The organism is Psychrobacter sp. GP33 (genome assembly GCF_014119005.1).
Taxonomy (GTDB): Bacteria; Pseudomonadota; Gammaproteobacteria; order Pseudomonadales; family Moraxellaceae; genus Psychrobacter.
The window spans coordinates 22,837-47,544 of the sequence record NZ_JACGYX010000002.1; the positions used below are offsets into that span (position 1 = coordinate 22,837).

General features: G+C 41.7%; 21 protein-coding genes and 1 tRNA gene. 11 read left to right on the forward strand and 11 right to left on the reverse strand.

Translation table 11 applies throughout. The features are described from left to right. The first annotated feature begins 88 nt into the window (after positions 1–88). From nqrM to H2245_RS02590, 5 genes are all read left to right on the forward strand, one after another. The gene (nqrM, locus tag H2245_RS02570) at positions 89–337 is read left to right on the forward strand and encodes a (Na+)-NQR maturation NqrM (protein ID WP_182405703.1); all 249 of its coding nucleotides are present in this window, start codon (positions 89–91) and stop codon (positions 335–337) included. Between the two features lie 396 nt (positions 338–733). After that, the gene (locus H2245_RS02575) at positions 734–2,026 is read left to right on the forward strand and encodes an MFS transporter (RefSeq protein WP_182405704.1); all 1,293 of its coding nucleotides are present in this window, start codon (positions 734–736) and stop codon (positions 2,024–2,026) included. Between the two features lie 159 nt (positions 2,027–2,185). After that, a complete protein-coding gene (locus tag H2245_RS02580; RefSeq protein WP_182405705.1) occupies positions 2,186–3,034 on the forward strand; it encodes an arylesterase in 849 nt (282 codons plus the stop codon). Beyond that, on the forward strand, positions 3,031–3,735 hold the full coding sequence (locus H2245_RS02585) for an ABC transporter ATP-binding protein (protein ID WP_182405706.1): 705 nt from the start codon (positions 3,031–3,033) through the stop codon (positions 3,733–3,735). The genes H2245_RS02580 and H2245_RS02585 overlap by 4 nt, the downstream gene beginning before the upstream one ends. Beyond that, entirely contained in the window at positions 3,732–6,380 is a 2,649-nt protein-coding gene (locus H2245_RS02590) for an ABC transporter permease (RefSeq protein WP_259365054.1), read from the forward strand. Before H2245_RS02585 ends, H2245_RS02590 begins: the two co-directional genes overlap by 4 nt. Before the next feature lie 314 nt (positions 6,381–6,694). Here the strand turns inward: H2245_RS02590 and H2245_RS02595 are convergent, their stop codons facing one another. Then, positions 6,695–8,695, reverse strand: coding sequence for a tetratricopeptide repeat protein (locus H2245_RS02595; RefSeq protein WP_259365077.1), 2,001 nt, complete (start codon positions 8,693–8,695; stop codon positions 6,695–6,697). 68 nt (positions 8,696–8,763) lie between these two features. Continuing rightward, positions 8,764–9,195 (reverse strand): hypothetical protein, encoded by a 432-nt coding sequence (locus tag H2245_RS02600; protein ID WP_182405708.1) that lies wholly within the window; start codon positions 9,193–9,195, stop codon positions 8,764–8,766. Positions 9,196–9,558: 363 nt separating this feature from the next. Between H2245_RS02600 and H2245_RS02605 the strand changes: the two genes are divergently transcribed. Further along, the gene (locus H2245_RS02605) at positions 9,559–10,893 is read left to right on the forward strand and encodes a valine--pyruvate transaminase (protein ID WP_182405709.1); all 1,335 of its coding nucleotides are present in this window, start codon (positions 9,559–9,561) and stop codon (positions 10,891–10,893) included. Positions 10,894–10,962: 69 nt separating this feature from the next. Here the strand turns inward: H2245_RS02605 and H2245_RS02610 are convergent, their stop codons facing one another. The 3 genes from H2245_RS02610 to hisB form a co-directional block, all read right to left on the reverse strand. Next, positions 10,963–11,331, reverse strand: a complete 369-nt coding sequence (locus tag H2245_RS02610; protein ID WP_182405710.1) for a hypothetical protein — start codon at positions 11,329–11,331, stop codon at positions 10,963–10,965. Positions 11,332–11,472: 141 nt separating this feature from the next. Then, a complete protein-coding gene (gene hisH, locus H2245_RS02615) occupies positions 11,473–12,117 on the reverse strand; it encodes an imidazole glycerol phosphate synthase subunit HisH (RefSeq protein WP_182405711.1) in 645 nt (214 codons plus the stop codon). Beyond that, the gene (gene hisB, locus H2245_RS02620; RefSeq protein ID WP_259365055.1) at positions 12,118–12,795 is read right to left on the reverse strand and encodes an imidazoleglycerol-phosphate dehydratase HisB; all 678 of its coding nucleotides are present in this window, start codon (positions 12,793–12,795) and stop codon (positions 12,118–12,120) included. It abuts the gene before it with no gap. A 383-nt stretch (positions 12,796–13,178) separates the two neighbouring features. Between hisB and H2245_RS02625 the strand changes: the two genes are divergently transcribed. The 4 genes from H2245_RS02625 to H2245_RS02640 all read left to right on the forward strand — a co-directional run bounded on the left by H2245_RS02625 (position 13,179) and on the right by H2245_RS02640 (position 15,323). Further along, the gene (locus tag H2245_RS02625) at positions 13,179–13,601 is read left to right on the forward strand and encodes an acetyl-CoA sensor PanZ family protein (RefSeq protein ID WP_182405712.1); all 423 of its coding nucleotides are present in this window, start codon (positions 13,179–13,181) and stop codon (positions 13,599–13,601) included. A 141-nt stretch (positions 13,602–13,742) separates the two neighbouring features. Next, positions 13,743–13,818, forward strand: a tRNA-Phe gene (locus H2245_RS02630). A gap of 214 nt (positions 13,819–14,032) precedes the next feature. Continuing rightward, a complete protein-coding gene (locus H2245_RS02635) occupies positions 14,033–14,530 on the forward strand; it encodes a DUF4385 domain-containing protein (protein ID WP_182406217.1) in 498 nt (165 codons plus the stop codon). Between the two features lie 85 nt (positions 14,531–14,615). Beyond that, a complete protein-coding gene (locus tag H2245_RS02640; protein ID WP_220464365.1) occupies positions 14,616–15,323 on the forward strand; it encodes a phosphoglycolate phosphatase in 708 nt (235 codons plus the stop codon). A gap of 21 nt (positions 15,324–15,344) precedes the next feature. Here the strand turns inward: H2245_RS02640 and H2245_RS02645 are convergent, their stop codons facing one another. Next, complete coding sequence (locus H2245_RS02645) at positions 15,345–16,886, reverse strand: YifB family Mg chelatase-like AAA ATPase (RefSeq protein WP_182405713.1); 1,542 nt, start codon at positions 16,884–16,886, stop codon at positions 15,345–15,347. Between the two features lie 241 nt (positions 16,887–17,127). Here H2245_RS02645 and hemN point away from each other — a divergent pair, with 241 nt between their 5' ends. Then, positions 17,128–18,672 (forward strand): oxygen-independent coproporphyrinogen III oxidase, encoded by a 1,545-nt coding sequence (gene hemN, locus H2245_RS02650; protein WP_182405714.1) that lies wholly within the window; start codon positions 17,128–17,130, stop codon positions 18,670–18,672. 117 nt (positions 18,673–18,789) lie between these two features. On the opposite strand, the gene H2245_RS02655 is transcribed toward hemN, so the two are convergent. The 5 genes from H2245_RS02655 to H2245_RS02675 form a co-directional block, all read right to left on the reverse strand. Further along, positions 18,790–20,280: an esterase-like activity of phytase family protein gene (locus tag H2245_RS02655; protein ID WP_182405715.1), complete on the reverse strand. Its 1,491-nt coding sequence runs from the start codon at positions 20,278–20,280 to the stop codon at positions 18,790–18,792. Positions 20,281–20,460: 180 nt separating this feature from the next. Beyond that, positions 20,461–21,864, reverse strand: coding sequence for an esterase-like activity of phytase family protein (locus H2245_RS02660; RefSeq protein ID WP_182405716.1), 1,404 nt, complete (start codon positions 21,862–21,864; stop codon positions 20,461–20,463). Positions 21,865–22,082: 218 nt separating this feature from the next. Beyond that, complete coding sequence (locus H2245_RS02665; RefSeq protein ID WP_182405717.1) at positions 22,083–22,964, reverse strand: SPFH domain-containing protein; 882 nt, start codon at positions 22,962–22,964, stop codon at positions 22,083–22,085. Between the two features lie 116 nt (positions 22,965–23,080). Further along, complete coding sequence (locus tag H2245_RS02670; protein WP_182405718.1) at positions 23,081–23,572, reverse strand: NfeD family protein; 492 nt, start codon at positions 23,570–23,572, stop codon at positions 23,081–23,083. A 273-nt stretch (positions 23,573–23,845) separates the two neighbouring features. Beyond that, positions 23,846–24,406, reverse strand: coding sequence for a porin family protein (locus H2245_RS02675; protein WP_182405719.1), 561 nt, complete (start codon positions 24,404–24,406; stop codon positions 23,846–23,848). Positions 24,407–24,708 lie beyond the last annotated feature (302 nt).

A 24,708-nucleotide genomic window follows, 5' to 3' on the forward strand; every position in this document is an offset into this window, starting at 1 on the left:
TTGTCGCGATTGTCGTTATGAGTATTTTTATGATTGTTGTTACGACTGTCGTCACCGTTGACCCCATTTTTAAACGCGAGGTTCCCTTATGTTCAGTCAATTGCTTCCGATATTTGCCATTACCTTTAGCGTGTTTTTGCTGTTTTTTATCTTTATGGGTCTTGGTTATATGGTCAAAAAACAACCCCTCAAAGGCTCGTGTGGCGGTGTTGCCAATTTGATGGGCGACGAGAAATGCTCATTTTGTGGTGATGATCCTAATAAATGTGACTCGGTGATTGCTGAGCAGCAAGAAAATGCCTTTAAAGCCGCCGAGCTTGGCAAATCCGCATTATAGCTAAACGCTAACGCAGTTTGTATATCAAATAATAGCCTTAGCAAATGAGACCTTCGCGCTAGTTACCATACGCTGGTAGTAATGTGCTAGTATCTGCTTTTATAATAGTGTTAAGTATAAATCAAGATACTTGACGCTATTTTTTATAGCGTTTTGCATGTCCTTTATTAGGACACTGTAACTCTCTATTTTTATTCTAATTAATAAGATTATCCTGCATTTTTTGCTGATATATGGCAACCTGCCAGCAGTTAGCTCACAATAAATGCTCTGTAATCACTCTATCATACTTGCATTCTGCAACATATTTTCTCTTGCTGACTTTACTGTCAGTTACCTTTTTGGTGTATTTTTTTCGGTGTTATTTTATAAGTGGCGGGCAACCGGTACTTTTTAATGACGTGTCCTTTTTCTTATTCTAATAGTCGTGCTGCTATGTCTACCCCCTCTAATTTGCAATCTGAGCCACGCTCGGATAAACGTAAGCTTATTAATACTCCTTCTTGCAAATTTACTTTTTGGTTGGTTCTTTGTGCCATGATTTTGCTGGCCACAAATATGCGTGCGCCAATTGTGGCGCTGGGTTCTATTGCGCCGGTGGTACAAGATGCGCTCAATATTACGCAAACGCAAATCGGCTGGTTGGGTGCCATACCGATGCTGACCTTTGCAGTGGGCGCGCTTATCTCACCAAGCATTGGCAAGCGTTTTGGTATTGAAAATACCTTGATTGTGATGATTGTCCTGCTGACGATGGGTATGATTATCCGTGCAGTCATACCAACGTGGACGGGGTTTTTAACTGGTACCATTATCTTGACCCTCGCCATTGGTTTTGCCAATACACTGGCGGCACCGGTCATTAAGATGCGTACGCCTAAGAATATTCCACTGGTTACAGGTCTGTTTAGTTTGACTATGACCGTGACGGCAGGAATAGTCGCAGGCGTGGTGCTACCGCTCTCTGAAAAAGTTGGCTGGCAATGGTCGCTTGGTGGCTGGTCGATTTTAGGCTTTTTAGCCGTTGCTATTTGGGTGTTTTTGCGCATGCGCTTGGGGTCATCCGCGGATACCCAAGGCGTTCTACCGACGGGCACGTCCGATATCTCCATGTGGCGCACCGGTTTAGGGTGGCAAATAGGAATATTTTTGGGTCTACAATCACTGCTTTATTATACGGTGGCTAGTTTTTTACCGTCTATCTTAGTCAGCAAAGGCATGAGTGCCGTCAGTGCAGGACAGATGGGTTCGGTGTTTCAGTTCATGGCACCAGTCGCGATTTTAAGTCTAACGTGGCTGATTAATCGTGGCCGCCCTATCCAAGCGCTTGCCGTGTTTGCCGCGACGTTAAACGTCATCGGCATTGTTGGTCTAAGCTATGCATCTACTGACTTAGCATGGCTATGGGCTGGGTTGATGGGTGCAGGATGTTCGGCTATTTTTACGTTAAGTATGATGCTGTTTTCGATGCGCACTTATACCACCAATCAAGCGAGCGAGCTGTCCGGTATGGCGCAGTTTGTGGGCTATATCATCGCCTTTTTTGGTCCGCTTGGTACCGGTTGGCTACATGAGGCGACCGATAACTGGGATTTACCTTTATTGTTAATGCTCATTTTTATGATTATTAACGTCGGTATTGCATGGCTTGTCAGTCGTCCCATTATGGTTGATGGCAAAAAAGCTTAAGAATGATAGTAGTCATAAATTAAAATCTTTAATAAGATAGTTATTCAAAAAATAGGCAGGTTCAGTATTCACAATTAAACACTGTTGAATACTTAACCTGCCTTTTTATTTGCTACACTAAAAGGCAGACATTGGAGTAACAGGGTGATGAGACAGACTATGAAAAAGATATTTTTAGCGTTAAATAAACAGCCGTCAGCATATCCGTATCGCTCAGTATCTTTGAGCGTTGCTATATTGGCAGCACTGATAACCCTTAGCGGCTGTCAGCAGAAACCAGAGCCTGTGACCACCCCTGATGAACCTGTTATCCCTTCGCAAATACAAAATGAGACCACAAACAATACATCTATACAAAACGGGCAGCAAGCCAATGAGCAATCACTAACGATATTAGCATTAGGCGATTCTTTAACCGAAGGCTTGGGCGTGGCAAATGATGCCAATTATCCTGCACAATTAGAAGCGCGACTACAGGAGCTTGGCTATAAAAACGTTCAGGTTATTAACTCAGGACTCAGTGGTGAGACCAGTACTGGTCTGGTCAATCGCTTGGACTGGGTCGCGCAGACCAAACCTGATGTTACGATTTTAACCATTGGTGCTAATGACGCTATTCGCGGTATTGATGTTGCGACCGTTGAAGATAATATTCGCAAAGCTGTTAAGCAACTACAAGATAATGACAGTGATGTCATTTTAGGCGGTATGCAGATTTATGACAATCTTGGTTCTGAGTATGTGCAATCGTTTGCCGCGATGTATCCTCGTATTGCCAAAGATATGAATGTGCCGCTTATTCCATTCTTTTTAGCAGGCGTGGGCGGAGACCCGAAGCTAAACCAAGCAGATGCGATTCATCCCACCAAAGAGGGTTATACCATTATTGTGAATGATAATATTCTGCCAATACTAAAACCTAAGCTTGAGCAAATACGTGCCCACGATATCAAAGTTACCAACGTGCCAGCGCCAACAAAAATAAAATCAGCTGAGACCACACAATGACATTATTACCAGAGTCACAGTCAATCATTAAACAAGATGCACTTCTCACTGGCACAGAGTTGAATAAAACGGTGCATGTCGGTGAGCAGACGCTATCTATTATTAAAGACGTTAATATTCACGTCAATGCAGGCGAGTTCGTGGTCATTATGGGTAAGTCAGGCTCCGGTAAATCCACCTTACTAGGTTTATTAGCGGCGCTAGATTATCCTGATAGTGGGTCAGTTGAATTGTCTGGTCAAGTATTGAGCAATCTTGATGAAGATGCACTGGCGGTCATTCGGCAGCGCGATATGGGCTTTGTGTTTCAATCTTTTCATTTACTACCTACCTTAACCGTTGCTGAAAATATTGCATTCCCACTTGATATTGCACGGCGTCCAAATAAAGCACGGGTGGACACCTTAATTGATGCCGTTGGGCTTGGGCATCGACGCAACAGTTTACCCAATCAATTATCAGGCGGTGAGCAGCAGCGTACTGCCGTGGCGCGGGCATTGGTATCGCAGCCCAAGATTGTGTTTGCCGATGAGCCTACGGGCAATTTGGATGAGCAAAATGCCGCACAAGTGATGCAACTGTTATTGGATTTAAGACAACAAGTGGGTTCTGCTTTAGTGGTCGTAACGCATGACCCTGCCCTTGCTGCCATGGCAGACCGAGTGATTACCATGCACGACGGTCGGGTTGTGGCATCATGACGCATCCGCAGCACGACAAAGTAAAAGCTGACACGGCTAAGAACATGGCTCGAGAAACAGATTATGCTAGTGGTATGCTCCGCCAATTATTTGGGCGCACATTAGGCACGCAGTCGCTGAGCCGCGCATGGTGGCGACGATGGGTATATCCCATATTATTCTTATTGACCTTAACGTTGTCATTGGCAACATATCTGACCCTTGATTCGATTCAACAATCGGTCGATAGCTATATCGAGGACAATCAGCGGGCGCTGGTTGGTGGCGACTTAATATTGAACAGTAAGCAGGACTGGCCAGCGGATGTTTTACAGCAAGTACAAACGCTAAAAGACACGCAAACGGTATACGATTATCAGTTTAGCGCGATGGTGGTGACGGCAAAGCAAACGCTACTGGCACAAGTCAAAGGCGTGTCTCCTGCTTATCCGTTATATGGCGAAGCGGAACTCGCATCTGGTAAACCTTTATGGCAACAATTAACCAAAGATAGTGTAGTAGTTGCGCCTGAAGTGCTCAACGGCTTAGAGGCTAAAGTGGGCGAACGTATCAGTATTGGTGAGGGACAATTTACCATTGCCGATGTGCTGACTAAAGAGCCGGATCGTCCGTTGACTGCTTTTGGTTTTGGCGGGCGCGTACTTATGACCCAAGATGCGCTTGCGACAACCAATCTTGTGGGTCAGCGTAGTCGGGTTAACTATCGTATTGAGCTGGCGGGTACGCCGGAGGTGATGGCAAGCCAGCGCGAGCAGTTGACCGAAATTTTAATCAATTATCCTGATATTGAACTCTCCGATGCTGAAACCGCAGATACCGCTGTGTCACGTATCTCTGATAATGTGTTGATGTTCTTAAAGCTGTTGGTCATTGCTGTATTGCTATTATCAGCGGTCGCCATGTACGGCGTGATTACCGCTTTTGTCACCAAACAACAAGCCAGCAATGCCATTCGTATGGCATTAGGCGAACCGCTTGGGGCGATTAAAGGCAGTTATTATCGCTTATTTATCAGCACTGCTATCCTTGCCTGTGTTGCGGCAACCGTGCTCAGTATTGGTTTTTTAAAGCTTAGCCAGCCTTATTTGACCGCTATCTTGCCTGCGGATATTGGGCTTGCTATCGAGCCGTTAAGCATTATCAAAACCACGGTGCTGGCATTAGTATTAACGTTATTAATCACCCAACGTGGACTCAGCCCACTCAGTACGACCAAGCCCGCAACCTTACTGAATCAGGGCAACAGTCAACAATCACAAGGGCAATCTTGGTATCAGCGCGTGCCGCTATTATGGTATTTGATGGTGATTACTGGGTTATATGGCTTTTTTACTTATGAAGTAGGCTCATGGAAACTGGCAGCACAATTATTAATAGGCTTAGTGATATTTATAGCCCTATTTTGGGCGCTGGCACGTGGCTGGCTTTGGTTGCTGGCTCGTGTTGCCACTTATACAAAAATAGGCTGGATGCAACGTATCGCCATTCATAATTTGGCACGTAAAGGCAATCAATCCGCGCTGTTTTTTGTCACCTTGTCGCTATCAGTCGCGGTACTGACCCTTATCAGCATTATCAATCACAGTATTAATGAGCAATTTATTAATGCGTATCCTGAAGATGCGCCCAATATATTCCTGCTCGATATCCAAAGTGATCAGCATAAGGCGATTGATACCATCATTGGTGCACCTGTCAGCTACTATCCAGTGATTCGCGCGCGTGTTGTGACCGCAAATGATGTCGCTGCAAAGGATATCCAACCGGCTGAAGGCTTTGATGATCCAACTCGCGTTTTTAATTTAAGTTATGCGGATAAGGTGATGGAGACAGAATTTATTACCGATGCCGTGCAAAAAAACAAGCTGTATGCACCTATTACCAATCAATCTTTCCAAAATCAACAAAACTTAGCATCTGATCTAAAAATTGCGCCAATGTCGATATTAGATACTGCCGCAGGCATGCTCAATGTGGGCATAGGCGATCAGGTGCGTTTTAATATTCAAGGTATTGAGATTGTCGGGCAAATTACCAGTATCCGCTCGCGTTTTGAGAAAGGTCCGAGTCCCTACTTTTACTTCCTCTTTGAGCCGTCGGTGTTATCCGCTGCGCCGCAAATCCAATTTGCCACTGCCCACGTGCCAGCCGAAAGTATTCCACAGCTTCAAGGTACTTTAGTAAGACGCTTTCCTGCAGTCACGACCATTGATGGCAACGTGATTGCCAAGCAAGTCCAAGATTTGGTCAGCCAAATGAGCCGCTTAGTTTATATATTTACCTTGTTGGCATTATTGACCGGCATCATGGTATTAATCAGCTCGCTATTATCCACGTCGCAAGACCGTATGCAAGAAAGTGCCTCGTTCCGACTATTAGGAATGCAAAAGCGCGATTTATATGTACTCAATATGCTAGAGCTTGGTCTATTAGGTATCAGTGCAGCAGGGTTTGCCGTGGTAGTGGCGAGTGTCGGCGCATGGGTCGCCATTACCTACTGGTTTGATTTACAATTTAGTATGCCGTGGTTTAATTTGTTATTTAGTGGCGCTGCGTTAGTTGGCTTACTGTTAGCGATTGCCATTATTTATGTGCGCTTGGTGATTGGGCGTGGGATTATGGAACGGGTGCGGGCGATGCTTTAGAGGTTGTAGCTGATCCTGCTTTTGCAGCTATCTTGGCTAGCACAGGGGCAGTCGCTAAGTTGAAAGTCGTTCCTGACTCAGCGATAACGCCTCTAACCAAAAGCCTATAATGCCGTGCTATGCCAAATATATTCACTTCAATTAGGGCTAAACCGCTCACCTAAATCACATCTATAGTATTAATTAAAGTAATTATCTAAACTAGATTTACAATAGTGTTAAAACTATCAGTACTTGATAAAGGTATCTTTGATTCTTAAATTCATGACTCAAATGAGAATGAATTATAATAATAGCAATACCTATTACTACATCTATTCTTTCAATCTTTCTATTAAAAGTTCATGAGTATCTATCATTTCTTTAATTTCGGATGCATCAGGAGACAAATTATCTTTAAGAATATTTATGACCTGTTTACAATGAATTAGAGCTTTTTTAAATTCTCCCATCATAATGTAGCCTTTTGTTAAATTAGATAAACTGCCAGCACATTCTAAATGCCCTTCAATTAAGTGATATTCTCTAATATCAAGAGCTTGGCTAAATAGTTTTATCGCCTCTCTATATTTCTCGTTATCTAAATAGATAAGTCCTAAATGAGTAATAATATTAGCGTAATAAAGGGGGTCTTTATCTTCATTACTTAATTGCATAAAAACACTTTTTGCTTTTTCTAAATATAACACTGCTGTTGTATGAGCCTTCTTTTCAGTATAAAATCCACCTAGATTATTTAGTATAACTAGATAGCTTTTCTTATCAATCTCTTCGTACTTCTTTCTAATACTCAGAACCTTCAAATACAATTTTTCTGCTTCTTCCATATTTTCTAATTGTTTATTACCATATGCTAAACTATTAAGCACTGATGCATAAGCATCTTCAAAAGCATAACCTTTGTCAATTTTTTTTTCACTTATTCCTATAATAGGTTCAAGAATTGAAACTGCTGAAATAAAATCATGCGTAATAAGCTTAATATTCGCTAAATTAGCTAGGGTATTTATATAGTTCATATTCGAATTGCTCAAATATTTTTCAATATGGCTCATACTCTTTTTTAAAGTGTTTTCAGCTATGGTATAAAACCCCTGTTTTTGACAAAATATTATAAATTCATTCATTTTTCTAGTGAATATCTCAAGAGTTTTGGGTTCTTCAGTTAAGCAAACGCTGGAAGCGAAATAAGATGCCAATGCAGGTAGACATGCATTGATTAACTGCTCTTTTCTCTGCTGTTTAGTTAACTTTAAACCATTTTTATAAACATCAAACTTACCATAGTAAAATTTCAACCTAACTATAATAGAGTATAGAAAATCAGTTCGCTTATCACTCAAATATGTATTGATAAACTCACTATGTATAGCATGACTGACAACTTCATGTAGCTTATAAAACTGAATATTTGGCTTATTAGGTGTCTCACTAATTAAAACTGATTTTTGTAACCAGCCACTATTTAGCAAACTTACTAGTATACTTTTATCAGGAACAAAATCCTGTCCTAGCCATTCAGCAATTATGTCGAAGGTAACTTCTTGACTTTCCATAAGAGATAAATAGTATAAGATTTCTTTTTGTTCGACTGTGAGTCCAAATAGCGAAAAAAGTTTACCTAAAGCATTATCTACGCTATCTCTACTAAATTTCGAGTGATATTCATAAGGAACCTTAGTGTCAATATGAAATTGATGTTTTTTTAATAACTCTAACAATTCATATGGATTACAATTCTTCCAATAAGCAGTTTTTCCTAAAAGCTGTATAGTCAAAGTGTGTCTTCCAGCTAGCTTAATGATCTCTTTTATATTATTGACAGACTCTGTCTCTTGTTCTTTGGCTGTTTCACTATGCTTTAAAAATAAATCGACACAATATTCAATTGGAAGTAAGTCAATATGAAATTTTTCGAACCTTTCATAATCCTGACTACGTGAGGTGGCGATTATATAGCATGGTAAAGTCTTAAAACCACGTAATTGATTAGCAGATTTATTTAAGGAGTCTTCCTGCCAAGGTAAGTTGTCTAATATTAATAATAGTCCAGTGATCTTATTAAGTGCTTGAATAATCTCGTCTAGTTTATTAGAAATGCTATCTTCTGGTAATCTACTAAGCTCAAGTTGCTCAAGTACACTATGATTAGTGAGAAACCCTGTTTCCACATCAATGCTACAATCAATATGAACAATACTATTAAATTCAAAGTATGAGTCTTTATTCCACGTATGTACGCAATAACTTACTAATTCAGTTTTTCCTATACCACCCATACCGTATAGCAGTATATGACGCTGCCCATTCTGCATAGATTCTGTAATAGCTACCAACTCTGCTTCACGACCTAAAAAACTAGGTTCTACTATTGGTGGTAGCTTTATAACTTTTTTGTCTCATCATTACCACCATGGTTATGAATAGTACGATTATCTTCAACATAGCTGTGAGTATCTATCTTTCTGCTATTATTATTTAAAGTATCACCACTACCCGTATTGACAGAGTTATTATCGCCATCCATTTGTATATGGTTGTCAGTTACTTGATTAAGAGTTTGGAAGAAATTCTGGAAACTTTGGTTTCCTTTTAGCTCTTCTATAAAGTCTTCTTTATCTAATCCATCAGCCTTTGATTTCCAACTTTCATTTTCCACGATATGCATAAGTGCTTTAGCTTGTAGCTCAGTTAAGACAATATTTTTCTTAGTAAAGTATTTCATCAATCCATAAAAAGAAGGCTTTATTTCAGTTATCAAAAAGGCATATAAAAAGTTAGATATCAGATTTAACGTTATTGTTTCAGGTATCATTTTAATTCCTTAAGTTAGCAAATATTTTCATTTAAAAAAAGCAATATTGTGCGAATACTATTTTTTATAATCGCACAAATTTATATATTTTAAAATGACTTTCCAAGTGTGACTAGGGCGTGTCCTCATTTTAAAAATGGTAATAAAAATGAGATAGATTTTTGCCAATCGATGAATATTTTGCAGGTAATATGAACATGTTGTCTATAAATTTTCGAAAAGTGGCGAGAATATAGCCATTTTTTATTCATTTAAAAGGTTTTGTTCAGATTGAGAACACTCCTTAACGCTTTCGCTCACCTCATCGCCCGCATTTGCTATAATAGCGCCACTTTATCAAATAAATAAACTTACGGTAACGCTATGAATTTCTCAAAATTTGGGCAAAAATTTACTCAGCCAACCGGCATCTCGCAGCTGATGGATGATCTTGGTGATGCATTAAAAAGTGACCAGCCGATTAATATGCTGGGCGGTGGCAATCCTGCTCGTATTGATGCCGTTAATGAGGTTTTTTTAGAGACGTATCGAGCATTAGGTAACGATGATGCTAATAGCACTAATGAGCTGAGTAGTACTGCCCTAACTAGCATCGGTAACTATTCCAATCCGCAAGGCGATGCCGCTTTTATTGACTCATTAGTTGGTTTTTTTAACCGCCATTATGATTGGAATTTAAGCGCTGATAATATCGCGTTGACTAATGGCTCACAAAACGCCTTTTTCTATTTATTTAATCTATTTGGTGGCGCATTTAACGATGCGAGTGCCAATAACGATAGCCAAACGGTAGACAAGTCTATCTTGTTGCCCTTAGCACCTGAATATATTGGCTATAGTGATGTGCATGTCGAAGGTCAACATTTTGCTGCCGTCTTACCGCATATTGATACGGTTACCCACAATGGTGAAGAAGGCTTTTTTAAATATCGTGTTGATTTTGAAGCGTTAGAAAGTCTGCCTGCGCTTATTGAAGGTCGTATTGGCGCGATTTGCTGCTCACGCCCGACCAATCCTACTGGCAACGTGCTGACCGATGAAGAAATGAGTCGTTTGTCTGATATCACCAAGCGCTATGATGTGCCGCTGATTATTGATAATGCTTATGGCATGCCGTTCCCCAATATCATTTATTCTGACGCGCATTTAACGTGGGATGACAATACGATTCTGTGCTTTAGCTTGTCTAAAATTGGCTTGCCGGGCGTGCGTACGGGTATCATCGTTGCAGCGCCTGAAGTGATTGCTGCAGTGAGCGCACTAAATGCGGTGGTGAACTTATCACCTACGCGCTTTGGTGCCGCGATTGCCACACCATTGGTCAATGACGACCGCATCAAGCAGTTGTCTGACAATGAGATTAAACCATTTTATCAGCAGCAAGCCACCACTGCGGTACGCCTGCTAAAAGAGGCGATGGGCGATTATCCCATGATGATTCATAAGCCTGAAGGCGCTATTTTTCTTTGGCTATGGTTTAAAGATTTACCGATTACCACCGACGAGCTGTATGAGATTTTAAAGAAAAAAGGCACGCTGATTGTACCGAGCCAACACTTCTTTCCCGGTGTCGATGTGACCCAGTATCCGCACGCGCATGAATGTATTCGTATGAGTATTGCCGCTGATGAGCAAACGCTGATTGATGGCATTCAGGTGATTGGCGATGTGGTACGCGCACTTTATGATGGGAAATAACTGATTGATTGCTTAATCCACTTCATTGCCAATAACGAGTGAAGTGGGTTAATAGCTTATTTTCATCGCTTACTTTAGTAGTCCTGTCGGCTTATTCACAGGCTGAAAAATATTTGTCCATTTGGTTAATGCATAAAGCGTATACGGCCAAAAGCAGGTATTGAGCAAATCATGAATACTGTTGCCGCGTTCCAAGCTATTTAGACCGAAAACTCCCAGCTCGCTAATCGTATGGCGATTGTCCAGATATTCGCCCAATAAGGCAAAGCCAGTCACTATGATTAATGCCATAACAGCGCGGATGCTATAATTTCTAAAAATAGGGCGAAATAGAAGCAAACTGAACAAATAAATACTGATGCCAAAATAAATATGTAGGGCATCTTTTTCAAGTCCAGTAATACCCATAATACCAACTTTAAAATTTTGAAAATCCACTGGTTTCTTCCAAATATAAAAGTGCGTGATAGTGCTAGCATTAAGAATAGAAAGGGTGAGCCCTGCTTGCGCAAACCCACCCTATTTTTTAATTCACTGTGTTAAACCACATTGCTAACCTTCTTATCTAAACTTGCTTATCTAAACTTTCCAATCTACAAAATTCTTTAACAACTGCAAACCTGCGGTATGGCTTTTTTCAGGGTGAAACTGAGTGGCAAAGAGATTATCTTGCAAGATACTGGCGCAAAATGGCTGACCATAATCACAAACTGCAGCGACTTGCGTCTTATCAACTGGCTCACAGTAGTAGCTGTGTACAAAATAAAAGTGCGCATTGTCCTCAATACCTTGCCATAGTGGATGGCTAAAATCCATCTCACTAATGGTATTCCAGCCCATATGCGGCACTTTAATCGTAGCGCCTTGCTCATCTGTCCACGCCGGATTAAAGGCGGGTACTGAGCCTTCTAAAACGCCGAGACAAGGTGTGCCACCATTTTCAGCAGACTGCTCAAACAATGCCTGCATACCAACACAGATAGCCATCACTGGCTTATTAAAGATGGCATGACGGATAACCTCATCAATGCCAGATTCCTGCATGCCAGCGATACAATCACGCATCGCCCCAACACCGGGGAAAAAAATCTTATCCGCTGCCGCCACGACTTTGGGGTCGTTAGTAATAGACACTTCTGCACCAACTGCTGACAGTGCCTTACTGGCTGAATGCAAGTTACCCATACCATAATCTAATAATGCAATTTTAGTCGCACGACTCATCTAAAACGCCTCTTTGGTCGATGGCAAGGTATTTAGCGCACGCTCATCATATTCGCAAGCCATACGTAGGGCGCGGGCAAAGGCTTTAAAGGTCGATTCGATTTGGTGATGGCTATTTTTGCCCTTTAAATTGTCCAAATGCACCGTCATCCACGAATGATTCACAAAACCGTAGAAAAACTCACTAAACAAATCCACATCAAACGTGCCCACATGCGAACGGGTAAATGGAATCTCCATATGTAAGCCTGGACGACCAGACAAATCAACCACCGCGCGCGTCAACGCCTCATCGAGTGGTGCATAAAAATGTCCATAACGACGAATGCCTTTTTTATCACCGAGCGCCTTAGCAAACGCTTGACCCAAGGTAATACCCGTATCTTCCACACTATGGTGATCATCAATAAAGGTATCGCCTGTACATTTAATTTCTAAGTCAAACAGACCGTGACGCTTAATTTGATCAATCATATGATCTAAAAACGGTACGCCGGTATCGACAGTACCTTGTCCTGTACCATCTAGATTTACCGTACAAGTCACTTGAGTCTCAGCCGTATTACGCGTCACCGTTGCTATGCGTTCTGGGCGACCGTGTAAATTATTATTTGATGAAGTCAGTGTTGTTTGTTTATCAATTTGGTCTTGAGATTGTCCAGTAGTATTGGCTGTCATGGCTATCCTATATAAGTATAAAAGCAATCCATTAAATAGGGCTGTCAATCAGCCCATCGTGTTCTCCATGCGAGAACCATAAAACATTAATAAGTAGTAATATAAATTAGTGAGTAAGAAATAGAGTTAATAAGAATTAATAGTAATTAAATATCGATTATCAACGAGCTACAGCCCACCTTCTCCTAGCGTAAAACGGTAGGATAAAGGCAGACTAAATGTGAGTAATCCTTATCATAGCAAACCCGCGGAAGGACTGCCATGACCAAGATGCAAACCATGCGTAAATGGGCACTATTCTGCTAAAATAGCGTATCCAGTTTTATCAATCCTTACCTTATGCTGATGATACGCTGTTATCGACCACTTTATAGGAACTGACTATGCCACTAGAAGCCATTGCTATCAATAATTTAGATGCACCACTCATTCAAAAGCCTACCCGCGAGCATGAATTAGCTGAGCGTCTGCAAGCCTTGTATGATGCTGATGACAGTCAGCCGGATGGGACAGAAGTATTACAAATCATTGCGCAAGGGTTTAAACGTGGACAGTGGCTATATGTGGGTATGTTTAACGATAAGCCTATCGCTGCGGTCGCCTGTTTTGATGATGAGCAAACCGATACCAAACGCTTGCAGTATCTCACCGTACATTCAGAGAATCGCAATCGCGGTATTGAAGCCAAATTTATTAAGCAAGTTTATGATATCGAAGTTAGAAAAGGCGTGCGTCAATTTGCACCGGTTGATAGTGACATTCATCGTATCATGACGGATTATGGGCTGCTACAAGTTAAAGCGTAATCTATGAGCAACACCGTTTAATTCAAACATATCAGGGTAAAAATGTGGCTTCATAGGCTTTTTTTGATTTATTTTAATAAATAATGCCAAAACATCTTGACAGCAACGCGGATATTTAGTTTAATAGCGCCTCAACGACATGGCTCGATAGCTCAGTCGGTAGAGCAACGGATTGAAAATCCGTGTGTCGGCAGTTCGAACCTGCCTCGAGCCACCATTCGTTACTCTTATTTTGCTTTTAAATAAGCAGTTAAAAAAAGCCTCAAGCATTTATGTTTGGGGCTTTTTTTATGCCTGCAATAATGGCTAACTTCTATTAGTCCTCACTTTCTAATGTCTACTTTCACTGATTGATAACATATCTGTGCTACCTTTAAATAGTGTCGGCTCTTTATACTAAGGCTAACTATGGACAGCCGATGGGTAAGATAATGAAAGAGTTCAATTACGATTTGGATTATAAAAATCTTGACCTGTGTGCCCATCCTGAACTCTATCGGGTAGGACGCGGTGAGCAAGGGGTGCTTTTGGTTGAGCCTTATAAGTCTGAAATACTTCCGCATTGGCGCTTTGCTACTCCAGATATTGCGCTTGAGAGTAGCGAGACTATTTATCAGATGTTTTTAGATTATCTGGCGGATGATGATTTTGTTGGTGCAGATATGGCACGCAAATTTATACAAATGGGCTTTACTCGTGCCCGCCGTTATGCCAACCATAAAGGTGGCAAAAAGTATAAAGGGGCGGTTCCGGACGATAAAAAGGGGCAAAGTGGTGCGCATGGACGCGAAGAACTACCTCGTCAAGAGGAAGACCCTATCAAAGCAGAATCCGCGCGCATCTTTAAACAAAAATGGGATATGTGCCGAGAAAATGCAGATTATATTAAACTGAAAGAGACACACCGCAAGCGTTATCAAGATAAATAGCACTAAACCGCCTATAGAAAATCCAGCAAACAATCGCAAAAACTTTAGTAAACAATAATAATTCATCCAAAAAAGAGAATGAATAATGACTAATCAAGTAATCGATAAGCAACTTTTAATTTTTGACTTTGATGGCACGCTGATTGACAGTGTTCCTGACTTGGCAGACGCTACTAATATTATGCTAAGCCAACTGGATATGCCTACGTATCCGCTGCAAACAATTGAAAAATGGGTGGGTAATGGTGCAAGAAAATTAGTCGAGCGGGCTTTATCGGGCAGTGTTGAGATTAACGACAATTTAGTATTAGCCGATGTGGAAGCAGCTGAGCAACTCTTCTTTGACGCTTATGGCGCGCATGACACCAGTAAAACGGTTGCCTACCCGGACGTTGACTCAGGCTTAAAGCAGTTAAAAGAAGCGGGATTTACCTTAGCCTTGGTGACCAATAAACCCATACGCTTTGTGCCGCATATTTTATCAGGGATGGGCTGGACAGCTTTATTTGAGATGGTACTGGGCGGTGACAGTTTATCGCAGAAAAAACCCGATGCCGCACCATTGCTGCATGTCTGCGCAACCCTTAACTTTGTACCATCAGAAGCACTTATGATTGGCGACTCTATTAATGATATCTTAGCCGGTAAAAACGCTGGAATTGATACGATAGGGCTGTCATATGGCTATAACTATGGCAAAGATATTCGCGATAGTCAGCCAAATCAGGTCTTTGATAGCTTTGCTGAGTTATTAACATGGTTGCTTCAAGATAAGCGTGAAACGGTAAACTAATTACCATTTCCCATATCACTATTATTTACTGCGGTAGCTTAACGCCTCAGACACATGGGCGCTATTGAGGTGCTCGTTGTCTGCCAAATCAGCAATGGTACGTGCGACACATAGTACACGGTGATAGCCACGTGCGGAGAGATTGAGGCGTTGCTGCGCCAATTGTAATAACTGCTTTTCGCCCTCGCCCAACTGAATATACGTATCAAGCTCGCTTGGACTCAGCTCATTATTTACTTTCTGTTGGCGTTCTAATTGGCGTTTATGGGCAGCATCGACCCGTAGGCGTACTTGTTCTGAGCTTTCACCGGCCGTGCTATTCTGCAAATCAGCAATCGGTAATGCAGGTACAGTAATGTGTAAGTCAATGCGATCAAGCAACGGTCCTGATAGCTTATCCTGATAACGCTTGATTTGCTCCGGACGACATCGACAACGCCCTGAACCATCGCCATCATAGCCGCAGGGGCACGGATTCATCGCTGCAACCAGCTGAAAGTTAGCCGGAAAGGTCAGTTGTGAGTTGGCGCGACTGATGGTGATTTGCTTGGCTTCTAACGGTTGGCGCAAGACCTCTAATACGCTACGCTGAAATTCTGGCAGCTCATCTAAAAACAACACCCCTTTATTGGCCAAGGTGATTTCGCCAGGTTTTGGACGCGAGCCCCCACCGACTAGCGCGACTGCCGATATGGTGTGATGCACTTGCCGAAACGGTCGCGTGCCATAGTCATAATCGCTGTCGGCAACCGAATAGGTACTGGCAACTTCTAATGCATCTTCCGCGCTCAAATCTGGCAAGATAGTTGGCAAGCGTGATGCCATTAAGGTTTTGCCAGAGCCCGGCGGTCCAGTAAATAATAATGAATGCCCACCAGCAGCAGCAATCTCTAATGCCCGTCTGGCATGATGCTGACCTTTTACATCGGCTAAGTCTACTCGATAACTGGCACTCGGTTGCAAACAGTTTAATGGCACCACCGGCAATTGATTTTCTAGCGACCCGTTAGGGTGCGAAAGCGCTTGTAGATGGGCGCAGACGTCTTTGAGACTTTGCGCTGCCAATACCGTTACGCCTTCAACCCGACTTGCTTCGCTGCCATTATCCATCGGTACAATCAGTTGTCGTAACGGTGCACTGGCTACGCTTGCTTCCTTTTTTAGCGATTCTGCTTTGATTGCGCGAGCTACTGCAAGGCTACCCGTGACTTGACGCAGCGCGCCATTGAGTGCCAATTCTCCAATAAATTCAAATGCTGATAATACATCAGGTTCAAGCTGACCGCTTGCCGCCAAAATACCAATGGCGATTGGCAAATCAAGGCGCGCCCCATCTTTGGGTAAATCAGCAGGGGCTAAGTTAATCGTTAGGCGTCGATTGGGGAATTGAAAGCCTGAATTTAAAATCGCTGAGCGCACCCGATCCTTACTTTCGCGCACCGCTGCAGCTGGCAAGCCGACAATCGTCAGCGCTGGTAACCCTTGCGACAAATGCACCTCAATAATAACTTGTGGTGCGTGTAAACCAACAACAGAGCGAGTATAAACTTGAGCAAATGACATATCAGCTTCTTATTATAAAATAGTATCGATAATAAACGACTCTGTATCAGTGCGCAAATGTCGTATTTTATCCAACAGTAAGGATTCAAACATGAACGCGATAATAAATGAAAAATTCGTTAACCTCCACACTCAAAGCATGGATTTGTTATAATCAAAGCCAATATATCGCTCATAATCGCCTATACTAATCGGGCAATTAGCACGATTAGTATAATGCCGTTCACTAAAAGGAAGTTGTATGACCCATCATTCACATCAACCTGACGGCACTGCCGCCCCACTCTCGCCCAATGAACAGCCCACAACGGTACGCCCACTAGTAGAACATTTTAGCCCTTATGCAGCGCCACGTGGCTCGCTCGGTAACAAGCAGTTAGCAGCATTTGATGAAGAGCTGATTCATAAATACAGCCGTTCAGGACCACGCTATACCTCTTATCCCACGGCATTAGAGTTCATGCCCATAGCGGACGGACTTGAAGCAAAAATCTTGCAAAACCGTGAAGCACGCGTGCCATTATCGTTATATTTTCATATCCCGTTTTGTCGGCATTTATGCTATTACTGCGCTTGTAATAAAATTATTACTAAAAAAAATAGTGACTCAGGCGATTATCTAGAATATTTAATGGCTGAGATTAAGCATAAGCGTAGTCTGCTGCCTACTCTAGAAGATGGTAAAAACCCACTTGTTAAACAGCTACATTTGGGCGGTGGTACGCCAACATTTTTACGTGATGAAGAGCTGGTGCAACTGTGGGATTTTCTACAAACCCAGTTCGAATTTTTACCTGAAGATGAAGGCGATTATTCTATTGAAATCGATCCGCGCGAGCTTGGCGACAACACGCTACAAACCTTACGCCAATTGGGCTTTAATCGTATCAGCTTGGGTGTCCAAGACTTGGATGAAGCCGTACAAATTGCGGTTAATCGGGTGCATTCAGCAGAAATGATTGCCACTATTTTAGATGAAGCACGGGCATTGGGTTTTCACTCTATCAATATTGACTTGATTTATGGCTTACCGCATCAGACGCCAGCGACTTTAGACAATACCGTGCGCCGCATTATCGAGATGTCACCTGATCGCCTCTCTGTCTTTAACTATGCGCATCTGCCAGAGCGTTTTAAAGCCCAACGCCAAATTAAAGATGAAGATTTACCCACGCCAGCCGCCAAACTTACGATGCTAGGCACTACCATCAATACCTTGACCGCAGCAGGTTATCAATATATTGGTATCGACCACTTTGCCAAGCCTGATGATGAGCTCGCTGTGGCGCAGCGCGAAGGCAAGCTGCACCGTAACTTTCAAGGTTATACCATTATGGGTGACTGTGATTTATTAGGGTTTGGCGTCTCAGCAATCAGTCATATCACTAATGCTAATAGCCGTTATATCCTGCAGAATGATACCGATTTACAAGTGTATCAAGAAACAATTAACGCTATTACCAATAACCCTAAGCTGATGCCAGCGGTCAAAGTTATCAAAACCTCTATTAAAGATCGCCTCCGCGAATATGTCATCATGAACCTGCTGTGTCATGATTATGTTGACTTTAAAGACCTTAACCAAAAATTTGGTATCGATGCCGTTACTTATTTTATTGATGAGATCCAAGCTTTAGGCGACATGCAACAAGACAAGCTGGTAGATATGGATGTCGCTGGTATTCGGGTATTGCCAAAAGGGCGTTTATTGGGACGCAATGTGGCGATGGTCTTCGATGAATACTTGGAGAAAAAACACCAAAATCGATTTTCACAAGTGATTTAATCGCTTTATATCGTTAAAACATTTTTCCAATACCTTCAAAGTATTTTTAAAAAATTGCTAAAAAAGACCTCTACTGTGAGGTCTTTTTTAATTTGAAAAATATAAATAGCTGCTGATTTATTGTTTGGGTTTCACAATATATAAGCGCCCAATATCCTGAATACGTCCTTCTTTATCCAAGTATTTTTGGCTTAATTTATTCTCTTGCGTTTCTACCGAAAAATCATCGTCGTTCAATAGCCCAAGCGTGCCATCTTGACGCAGCCACAAGCCTTCTAATTTATCATGTGGATATTTTAATTCTTTTACCGCATCAAATACCAGCTGCTTGGCAACGGGTTTGATGCCAAGCTGAGCAAGTTTGCGCCACGCATCGGATTCTTCAGCAACGTACTGCTCAAGCGTTTGGTTATTGATAAGTATCCCGGTATTTGGGTCACGCTGGATACTGTTTTTAGCAATACTGTTTTCAGCAGTATTATTGTTAACGGTATTATTGTTAGCGGTAATGCGCTCAATATCGGTGGCATTGGCAAGGTTTATTTTATAGATATGCTTTTGTGATTTTGATTCCTGTAACGGCAAGTCGCCATCGCGCTCAATCACATAAAACTCATGGTTATTAATAGCAACAATAGCGGAGTTGGCATTACCCGCGCGCTGCTGCTGATAAAGATACTGCTTTATGTCTCCGCTACGCAGATTGATACTGACAATACGGGTAAGGGTGCTGTCACGCCCTGATTTATCTGGATTGTCCATCGACGACTGCATGATACCCACCAATGTACTTTGGTCAGGGGTGATGGTCAGACCCTCCATACCACGATTGGCACGGCGTCTGGCAAATTCCACCGGTAGCAGCACCTGCTTACCATTAACAACGACATTATTGCGTGTGTCTTTGGCAAAGGCATTGATGCGCTGCAGTTCTACGCCCTCGCTATTGTAATGCACAATATGCGGACCATACTCATCACTGACCCAAAACGTGCCGTCTTTTAACGCTGCCAGTCCTTCGGCATCCAAGCCATTGGGATCGGTTTTGCTAGGGTTACTGCTGACATCGTAAGGACGACTGCTATCAACGGTGATGAGCTTGCCTGCACTATCATACGCCAACTCATTGGTGCCGCCCATTGCTTTCGGATTGGGCAAGCCATTGATAAGTTTACCGCTCCGGTCTTTAAACAGTATTTGCTTGAGCAGTTTTATTTCACCCGCTGCTGTTAGCTCAAACAAGCCGATACGTGGTGTATAATCTGGCGTTAAAAACTGTTTACCTTTCCCTTCACTGCCCTTAAAGTCGGCATTCGGTCCACGATCAGTCAGCGCATAGAATTGGTTAGCATGAATAGGATGAGCCGCAGCATCTGAGCCAAAACCACCATTATGAATACTGATTTTTTCATTATTAGCAGCAAGCGGTAAACGAGCGTCCAAAATGCTATAGGGCAGCGCGATACCTTGGATAAAGTTTAGCGGCTGCACTGACTCATTATTTTTAGCTTGTAAGCTTTGGCTGCTTGCCAAACCACAGATAAAAAACGCTAATGATGCGTACGTAAATTGCTTATAAGTTTGTATTTTTGGTCTTATTATGGTCATTATTACCCTCAATCATGAACCAAACGGCTCAAAAAAAGCACTGGTACTGCGATGCTATATCGCAATCAACACACTACCCAATCCTGCACAATAGTACGGACGGTTTGGGTAGTGTAGCGAAGGTTTATGACAGTAATAAGAAAAAGATAAGACAGCTATAAAAAATGCTGAGATTGAATCCTACTTTATAGGCTTCACTGTTTCAGGCGTAACAATATACAGTCGATTGGCATCTTCTATAGTTTTTGCACTATCCAAATATTTTTGCTCAAGAGCATTACTTCCATCCGCCATGGTGACATCAGTTATGCCAAAATCATCATCATTTAATAAGCCCAGCGAGCCATCTTGTCTGAGCCACAAACCTTCTAGCTTATCATGTGAGTAGTCCAATTCAGCGATGACATCAACCACCAAGGTTTTGTGTACAGGGTTAATATTCATAGTTGCCAGTAGCTGCCAATGATCGTCACTTTTGCCAATAAACTGCTCTAAAGTCTCGCTATTGACGGTCAAGCCGACCGTCGCATCTTGTTCTAATTGATGGTTATTTTGGCTGATCTTACGAGTAGCAATAATGTCAGTAGCAGCACTCATGTCTATTTGATAAATATGTTTTTGCGCTGATTTATCTTGCATGGGAAATTTACGGTCATGTTCAATCACATAAAACTCATGACCATTAATAGCTGTGATACCAGATACAACATGCTGCGCGCTATTAAGTCGATATAGATATTGCGCAATCTGCCCTGTGAGTAAATTTATCGCAATAATACGGGTTAAGCTTGAGCCGCGTCCTGACTTATCCGGATTATCCATCGACGACTCCATTACGCCAACCAACGTGCTTTGGTCAGGGGTGATGGTCAAACTTTCCATACCGCGATTGGCGCGGCGATTTATAAATTCTGTCGGTAGTAATATCAGTTTGCCATTATTCATGACATTGTTACGCGCATCATTTGTAAAGGGATTAACGCGTTCAATCTCCACCCCATCAGCATCATAATGCACAAGGTGCGGACCATACTCATCGCTCACCCAAAAGCTACCGTCGTTTAACGACGCTAAACCTTCAGGATCTAAGCCATTAATATCATTTTTAATCGGATTAGTTATTTCATCAAACGGTAGGTTAGGATTCACAGTCATTACATTACCTTGAGCATCATAAGGGACTTCATGAGTACCGCCAAATGCTTTTGGATTGGGCAGCCCAGATATAGGCCTACCGTTTGCATCTTTAAGTAAAATTTCCTTAATCTTGGTAATTTGTCCATTATCTTGCAGCTCAAACAGCCCAATACGCGGCGTATATTCAGGTAATAGAAAGCGCTTTCCCGCTCCCGCACTACCGACAAAATCAGCATTAGGTCCACGGTCGGTCAGCACATAAAACTGCTTGGGGTTGGTCGGATGGGCAGCAGCGTCTGAACCAAAACCGCCATTTCTAATTTCTAGTTGTCTATCAGGGTATGCTGCATTGACATACTGATTATCCAAGATACTAAATGGTAATGGGCTGCCTTGGATGAAGTTATTAATACTGATAATTTCTTCTATTTTAGTTATTTTTGACATTTTTTAATTTCCTGAATGAAAATTTGCTAGTGTTTTGGATGATAATAACTATAAAAACCATACCTTAATAAAAAACTAAGTCAGAAGCGATTTGTTGTTAATTTATAGCCAAAATTTAGCCAAAAAAATAGTCAGTGCATAAAGTGCTCACTGACTATTTTAGAAACTGGTGACTCTAAGATAAGACTAAATTATTATTAGTGTACGGAAATCAGTTACTAAACCTTGAGCTTATCGCCCACCATACCTTTAATCGTACTTAAAATATCAGCTGGTAATACCACCATTTTTGCATTATTAGATTCGGCTAGCTGACGAATCGCCTTAATATACTGCTCACCAAGTAAATAGACTATCGGCATTTCCTCATCACCCATTGCGGCGGTAATCAGTCGAATAGACTCTTCCGACCCTTTGGCCAGTACGACCTGTGCTTCGGCATCACGGCGTGAAGCTTCTAGACGACCATCAGCTTGTAGGATAGCCGCTTGCTTTTGACCATCAGCACGTGTCACTGTAGCACGGCGCAGACGCTCTGCCGCTGCTTGCTCTTCCATTGACGCTTGCATCGTTTGCGACGGATTAATATCTTGAATTTCCACCGTTTTTAGGGTGATACCCCAATCAGAGATGTCCTCTGATATCGCCTGCTTAAGCTTAGCTTTAATTTCATCACGACTCGACAAAGCACTGTCTAAATCCATCTCACCAATGATTGAACGTAAAGAAGTCTGTACTAAATTACGAATACCATAGGCATAATCCTCGATACCATAGACCGCTTTATCAGGGCGCACAATATTGATGTAAGCAACGGCATTGGCAACGATAACCACGTTGTCACGAGTGATGACTTCTTGAGAAGGAATATCCAATACGATATCTTTGGTAGTGACCTTATAAGCCACTTTATCGATAAACGGAATAATTAAGTTTAAACCTGGCTCTAAGGTTTGACTGTATTTACCCAAACGCTGCACAATCCATTTGTAGCCTTGCGGTACAATGCGTACCCCTTTAAAAACCGTAAAGGCAATCAAAGCGACCAGTACAACCATAACGATGCTAAAGCTATCTAGGCTATTAATAATGCTATTCATGCGACTCTCCTTGAGTCCCTACGATAAATCATATTAAACGAGGGCTACTGCTTTTTAACATATTATTTTTAATAATTAATATTGAATAAGTTATTTCTCATAGGGAACCTGAATAACTAACGATTGATACCTGAATCTACCATCCGTCTAGGACGCTCAACGACCAACTCATTACCAATGATATCAGTCACCACCACCCGGTCGCCAATCTCAATCCCTTCATCATAGCTACGACAAAACCATTCATCAGCACCAACAATAGGTACACTAAAACGAACAACCCCTAATATATTCGCTTGTGGTTTCACGACAATCATCCCGGTCTCTCCTATAATCACCGAACCACCAAGACCTGCTTTGGTGCGATCTACCGATAGCGGTTTGATATACTTGACCCAAGCAAACATAAAAATAACAGATAGCGTCAACCAAAGCAGAACTTGCCATAACAATGAAATGGGTAGCAGCCATGACACCGCAGCAATAATAACAGCAGCTGAGCCAAACCAAAGGCTAGCAAAAGTTGGAATAAACATCTCAACAAGTATCAATAAAAGGCCCAACACCAACCAATGCCAAGGCTCAATCATATAGAGGGTCTCAACCATTGTCATATTCTCCACTGGTCGTTTATCATTTAATGTAGCATACTTCTAGCAGCATTATCTGTATAAAAAACAATCGGTTTGCAAAGGTTAAGTGATTTTTATAGGTTAATTAGAAGCTGTCTAGCTCCCATTGAAGAGTTAATAAATACTAAAACTATCAAACACATAGAAATCCCAACAAAAAAACGACCACCTGAGGTGATCGTTTTTTATTGTCATAAACTGCTATGCTTTTTAATGACTCAATTTATGATTAAATTATCTGAGTGGTGTTTAGAATTTAAGTTGGGCACCAATTGTCATCAGATTAGCATCACTGCCAACAATGTCATATTCAGCTTCGATACCAAAGTCTGAGTTCACTGCGTAACCAACACCTACACCACCTGCAAGACTAGTATCTTTATCTGAGTAAGAAGCGTTACGGAACGGATTACCAACAGTACCATTACCCGCTCTGTAATTACCATCTAGTTCAGTACGCGCTACACCTAGCTTAGCTTTACCATAAAGTGCGGTATTTGGAACAAAGTGACGATAAGTACCATATACGCCATAAGTTTTGGCATCGATTTCACCGCCTCTATAGTCAGCACTATCTGAACCTACATATTCAGCTTCGACGCCAAAGTTAGGATCGAAGTTATAGCCACCATATACACCATAAGCAGTCGGATCACTAGCACCATCAGTATCTAAGTCAAATTTACCAACTTTTACACCAGCATATGGTTGTCCTGTGTAACCGTTGCCGTAAGACATAGCGGCTTGTGCACCCACGCTCAACAAAGAACCAGCTACTAGAGCAAGTAGAGTTTTTTGTAATGTTTTCATGTCTCTCTCCTTAAAATTAATTGTGACAAACAAGTTATTTAATTGTGTTTGATGTTATATATCATAGACATTTTTACAGTCATATCGCCTTGTTTGCTAACGATGAGTACATAGTAACAAAGTATTTCATTCACACTGTCAGTGTTTAATAGTAGCTTAGTTAAGTTTTGCAAGTATTTATCAGTCATCAAGATACAAAGACTAGGTAATGAAATTATTTGTTACAAAAACAAGATTTATGCAATAATCCATACTTAATTTATGAAAAACTACATTAATAAGTGCCAATAAGGAAGCTTTAA

Bases quoted from the DNA above. Each gene is read 5' to 3' on its own strand.
- H2245_RS02655 (WP_182405715.1), bottom strand. From the start codon at position 20,280: ATGACCATAATAAGACCAAAAATACAAACTTATAAGCAATTTACGTAC.
- H2245_RS02660 (WP_182405716.1), bottom strand. From the start codon at position 21,864: ATGTCAAAAATAACTAAAATAGAAGAAATTATCAGTATTAATAACTTC.
- H2245_RS02600 (WP_182405708.1), bottom strand. From the start codon at position 9,195: ATGATACCTGAAACAATAACGTTAAATCTGATATCTAACTTTTTATAT.
- H2245_RS02605 (WP_182405709.1), top strand. From the start codon at position 9,559: ATGAATTTCTCAAAATTTGGGCAAAAATTTACTCAGCCAACCGGCATC.
- H2245_RS02670 (WP_182405718.1), bottom strand. From the start codon at position 23,572: ATGGTTGAGACCCTCTATATGATTGAGCCTTGGCATTGGTTGGTGTTG.
- nqrM (WP_182405703.1), top strand. From the start codon at position 89: ATGTTCAGTCAATTGCTTCCGATATTTGCCATTACCTTTAGCGTGTTT.
- hisB (WP_259365055.1), bottom strand. From the start codon at position 12,795: ATGACAGCCAATACTACTGGACAATCTCAAGACCAAATTGATAAACAA.
- H2245_RS02625 (WP_182405712.1), top strand. From the start codon at position 13,179: ATGCCACTAGAAGCCATTGCTATCAATAATTTAGATGCACCACTCATT.
- hemN (WP_182405714.1), top strand. From the start codon at position 17,128: ATGACCCATCATTCACATCAACCTGACGGCACTGCCGCCCCACTCTCG.
- H2245_RS02640 (WP_220464365.1), top strand. From the start codon at position 14,616: ATGACTAATCAAGTAATCGATAAGCAACTTTTAATTTTTGACTTTGAT.
- H2245_RS02645 (WP_182405713.1), bottom strand. From the start codon at position 16,886: ATGTCATTTGCTCAAGTTTATACTCGCTCTGTTGTTGGTTTACACGCA.
- H2245_RS02675 (WP_182405719.1), bottom strand. From the start codon at position 24,406: ATGAAAACATTACAAAAAACTCTACTTGCTCTAGTAGCTGGTTCTTTG.
- H2245_RS02635 (WP_182406217.1), top strand. From the start codon at position 14,033: ATGAAAGAGTTCAATTACGATTTGGATTATAAAAATCTTGACCTGTGT.
- H2245_RS02595 (WP_259365077.1), bottom strand. From the start codon at position 8,695: ATGCAGAATGGGCAGCGTCATATACTGCTATACGGTATGGGTGGTATA.
- hisH (WP_182405711.1), bottom strand. From the start codon at position 12,117: ATGAGTCGTGCGACTAAAATTGCATTATTAGATTATGGTATGGGTAAC.
- H2245_RS02590 (WP_259365054.1), top strand. From the start codon at position 3,732: ATGACGCATCCGCAGCACGACAAAGTAAAAGCTGACACGGCTAAGAAC.
- H2245_RS02585 (WP_182405706.1), top strand. From the start codon at position 3,031: ATGACATTATTACCAGAGTCACAGTCAATCATTAAACAAGATGCACTT.
- H2245_RS02575 (WP_182405704.1), top strand. From the start codon at position 734: ATGACGTGTCCTTTTTCTTATTCTAATAGTCGTGCTGCTATGTCTACC.
- H2245_RS02580 (WP_182405705.1), top strand. From the start codon at position 2,186: ATGAAAAAGATATTTTTAGCGTTAAATAAACAGCCGTCAGCATATCCG.
- H2245_RS02665 (WP_182405717.1), bottom strand. From the start codon at position 22,964: ATGAATAGCATTATTAATAGCCTAGATAGCTTTAGCATCGTTATGGTT.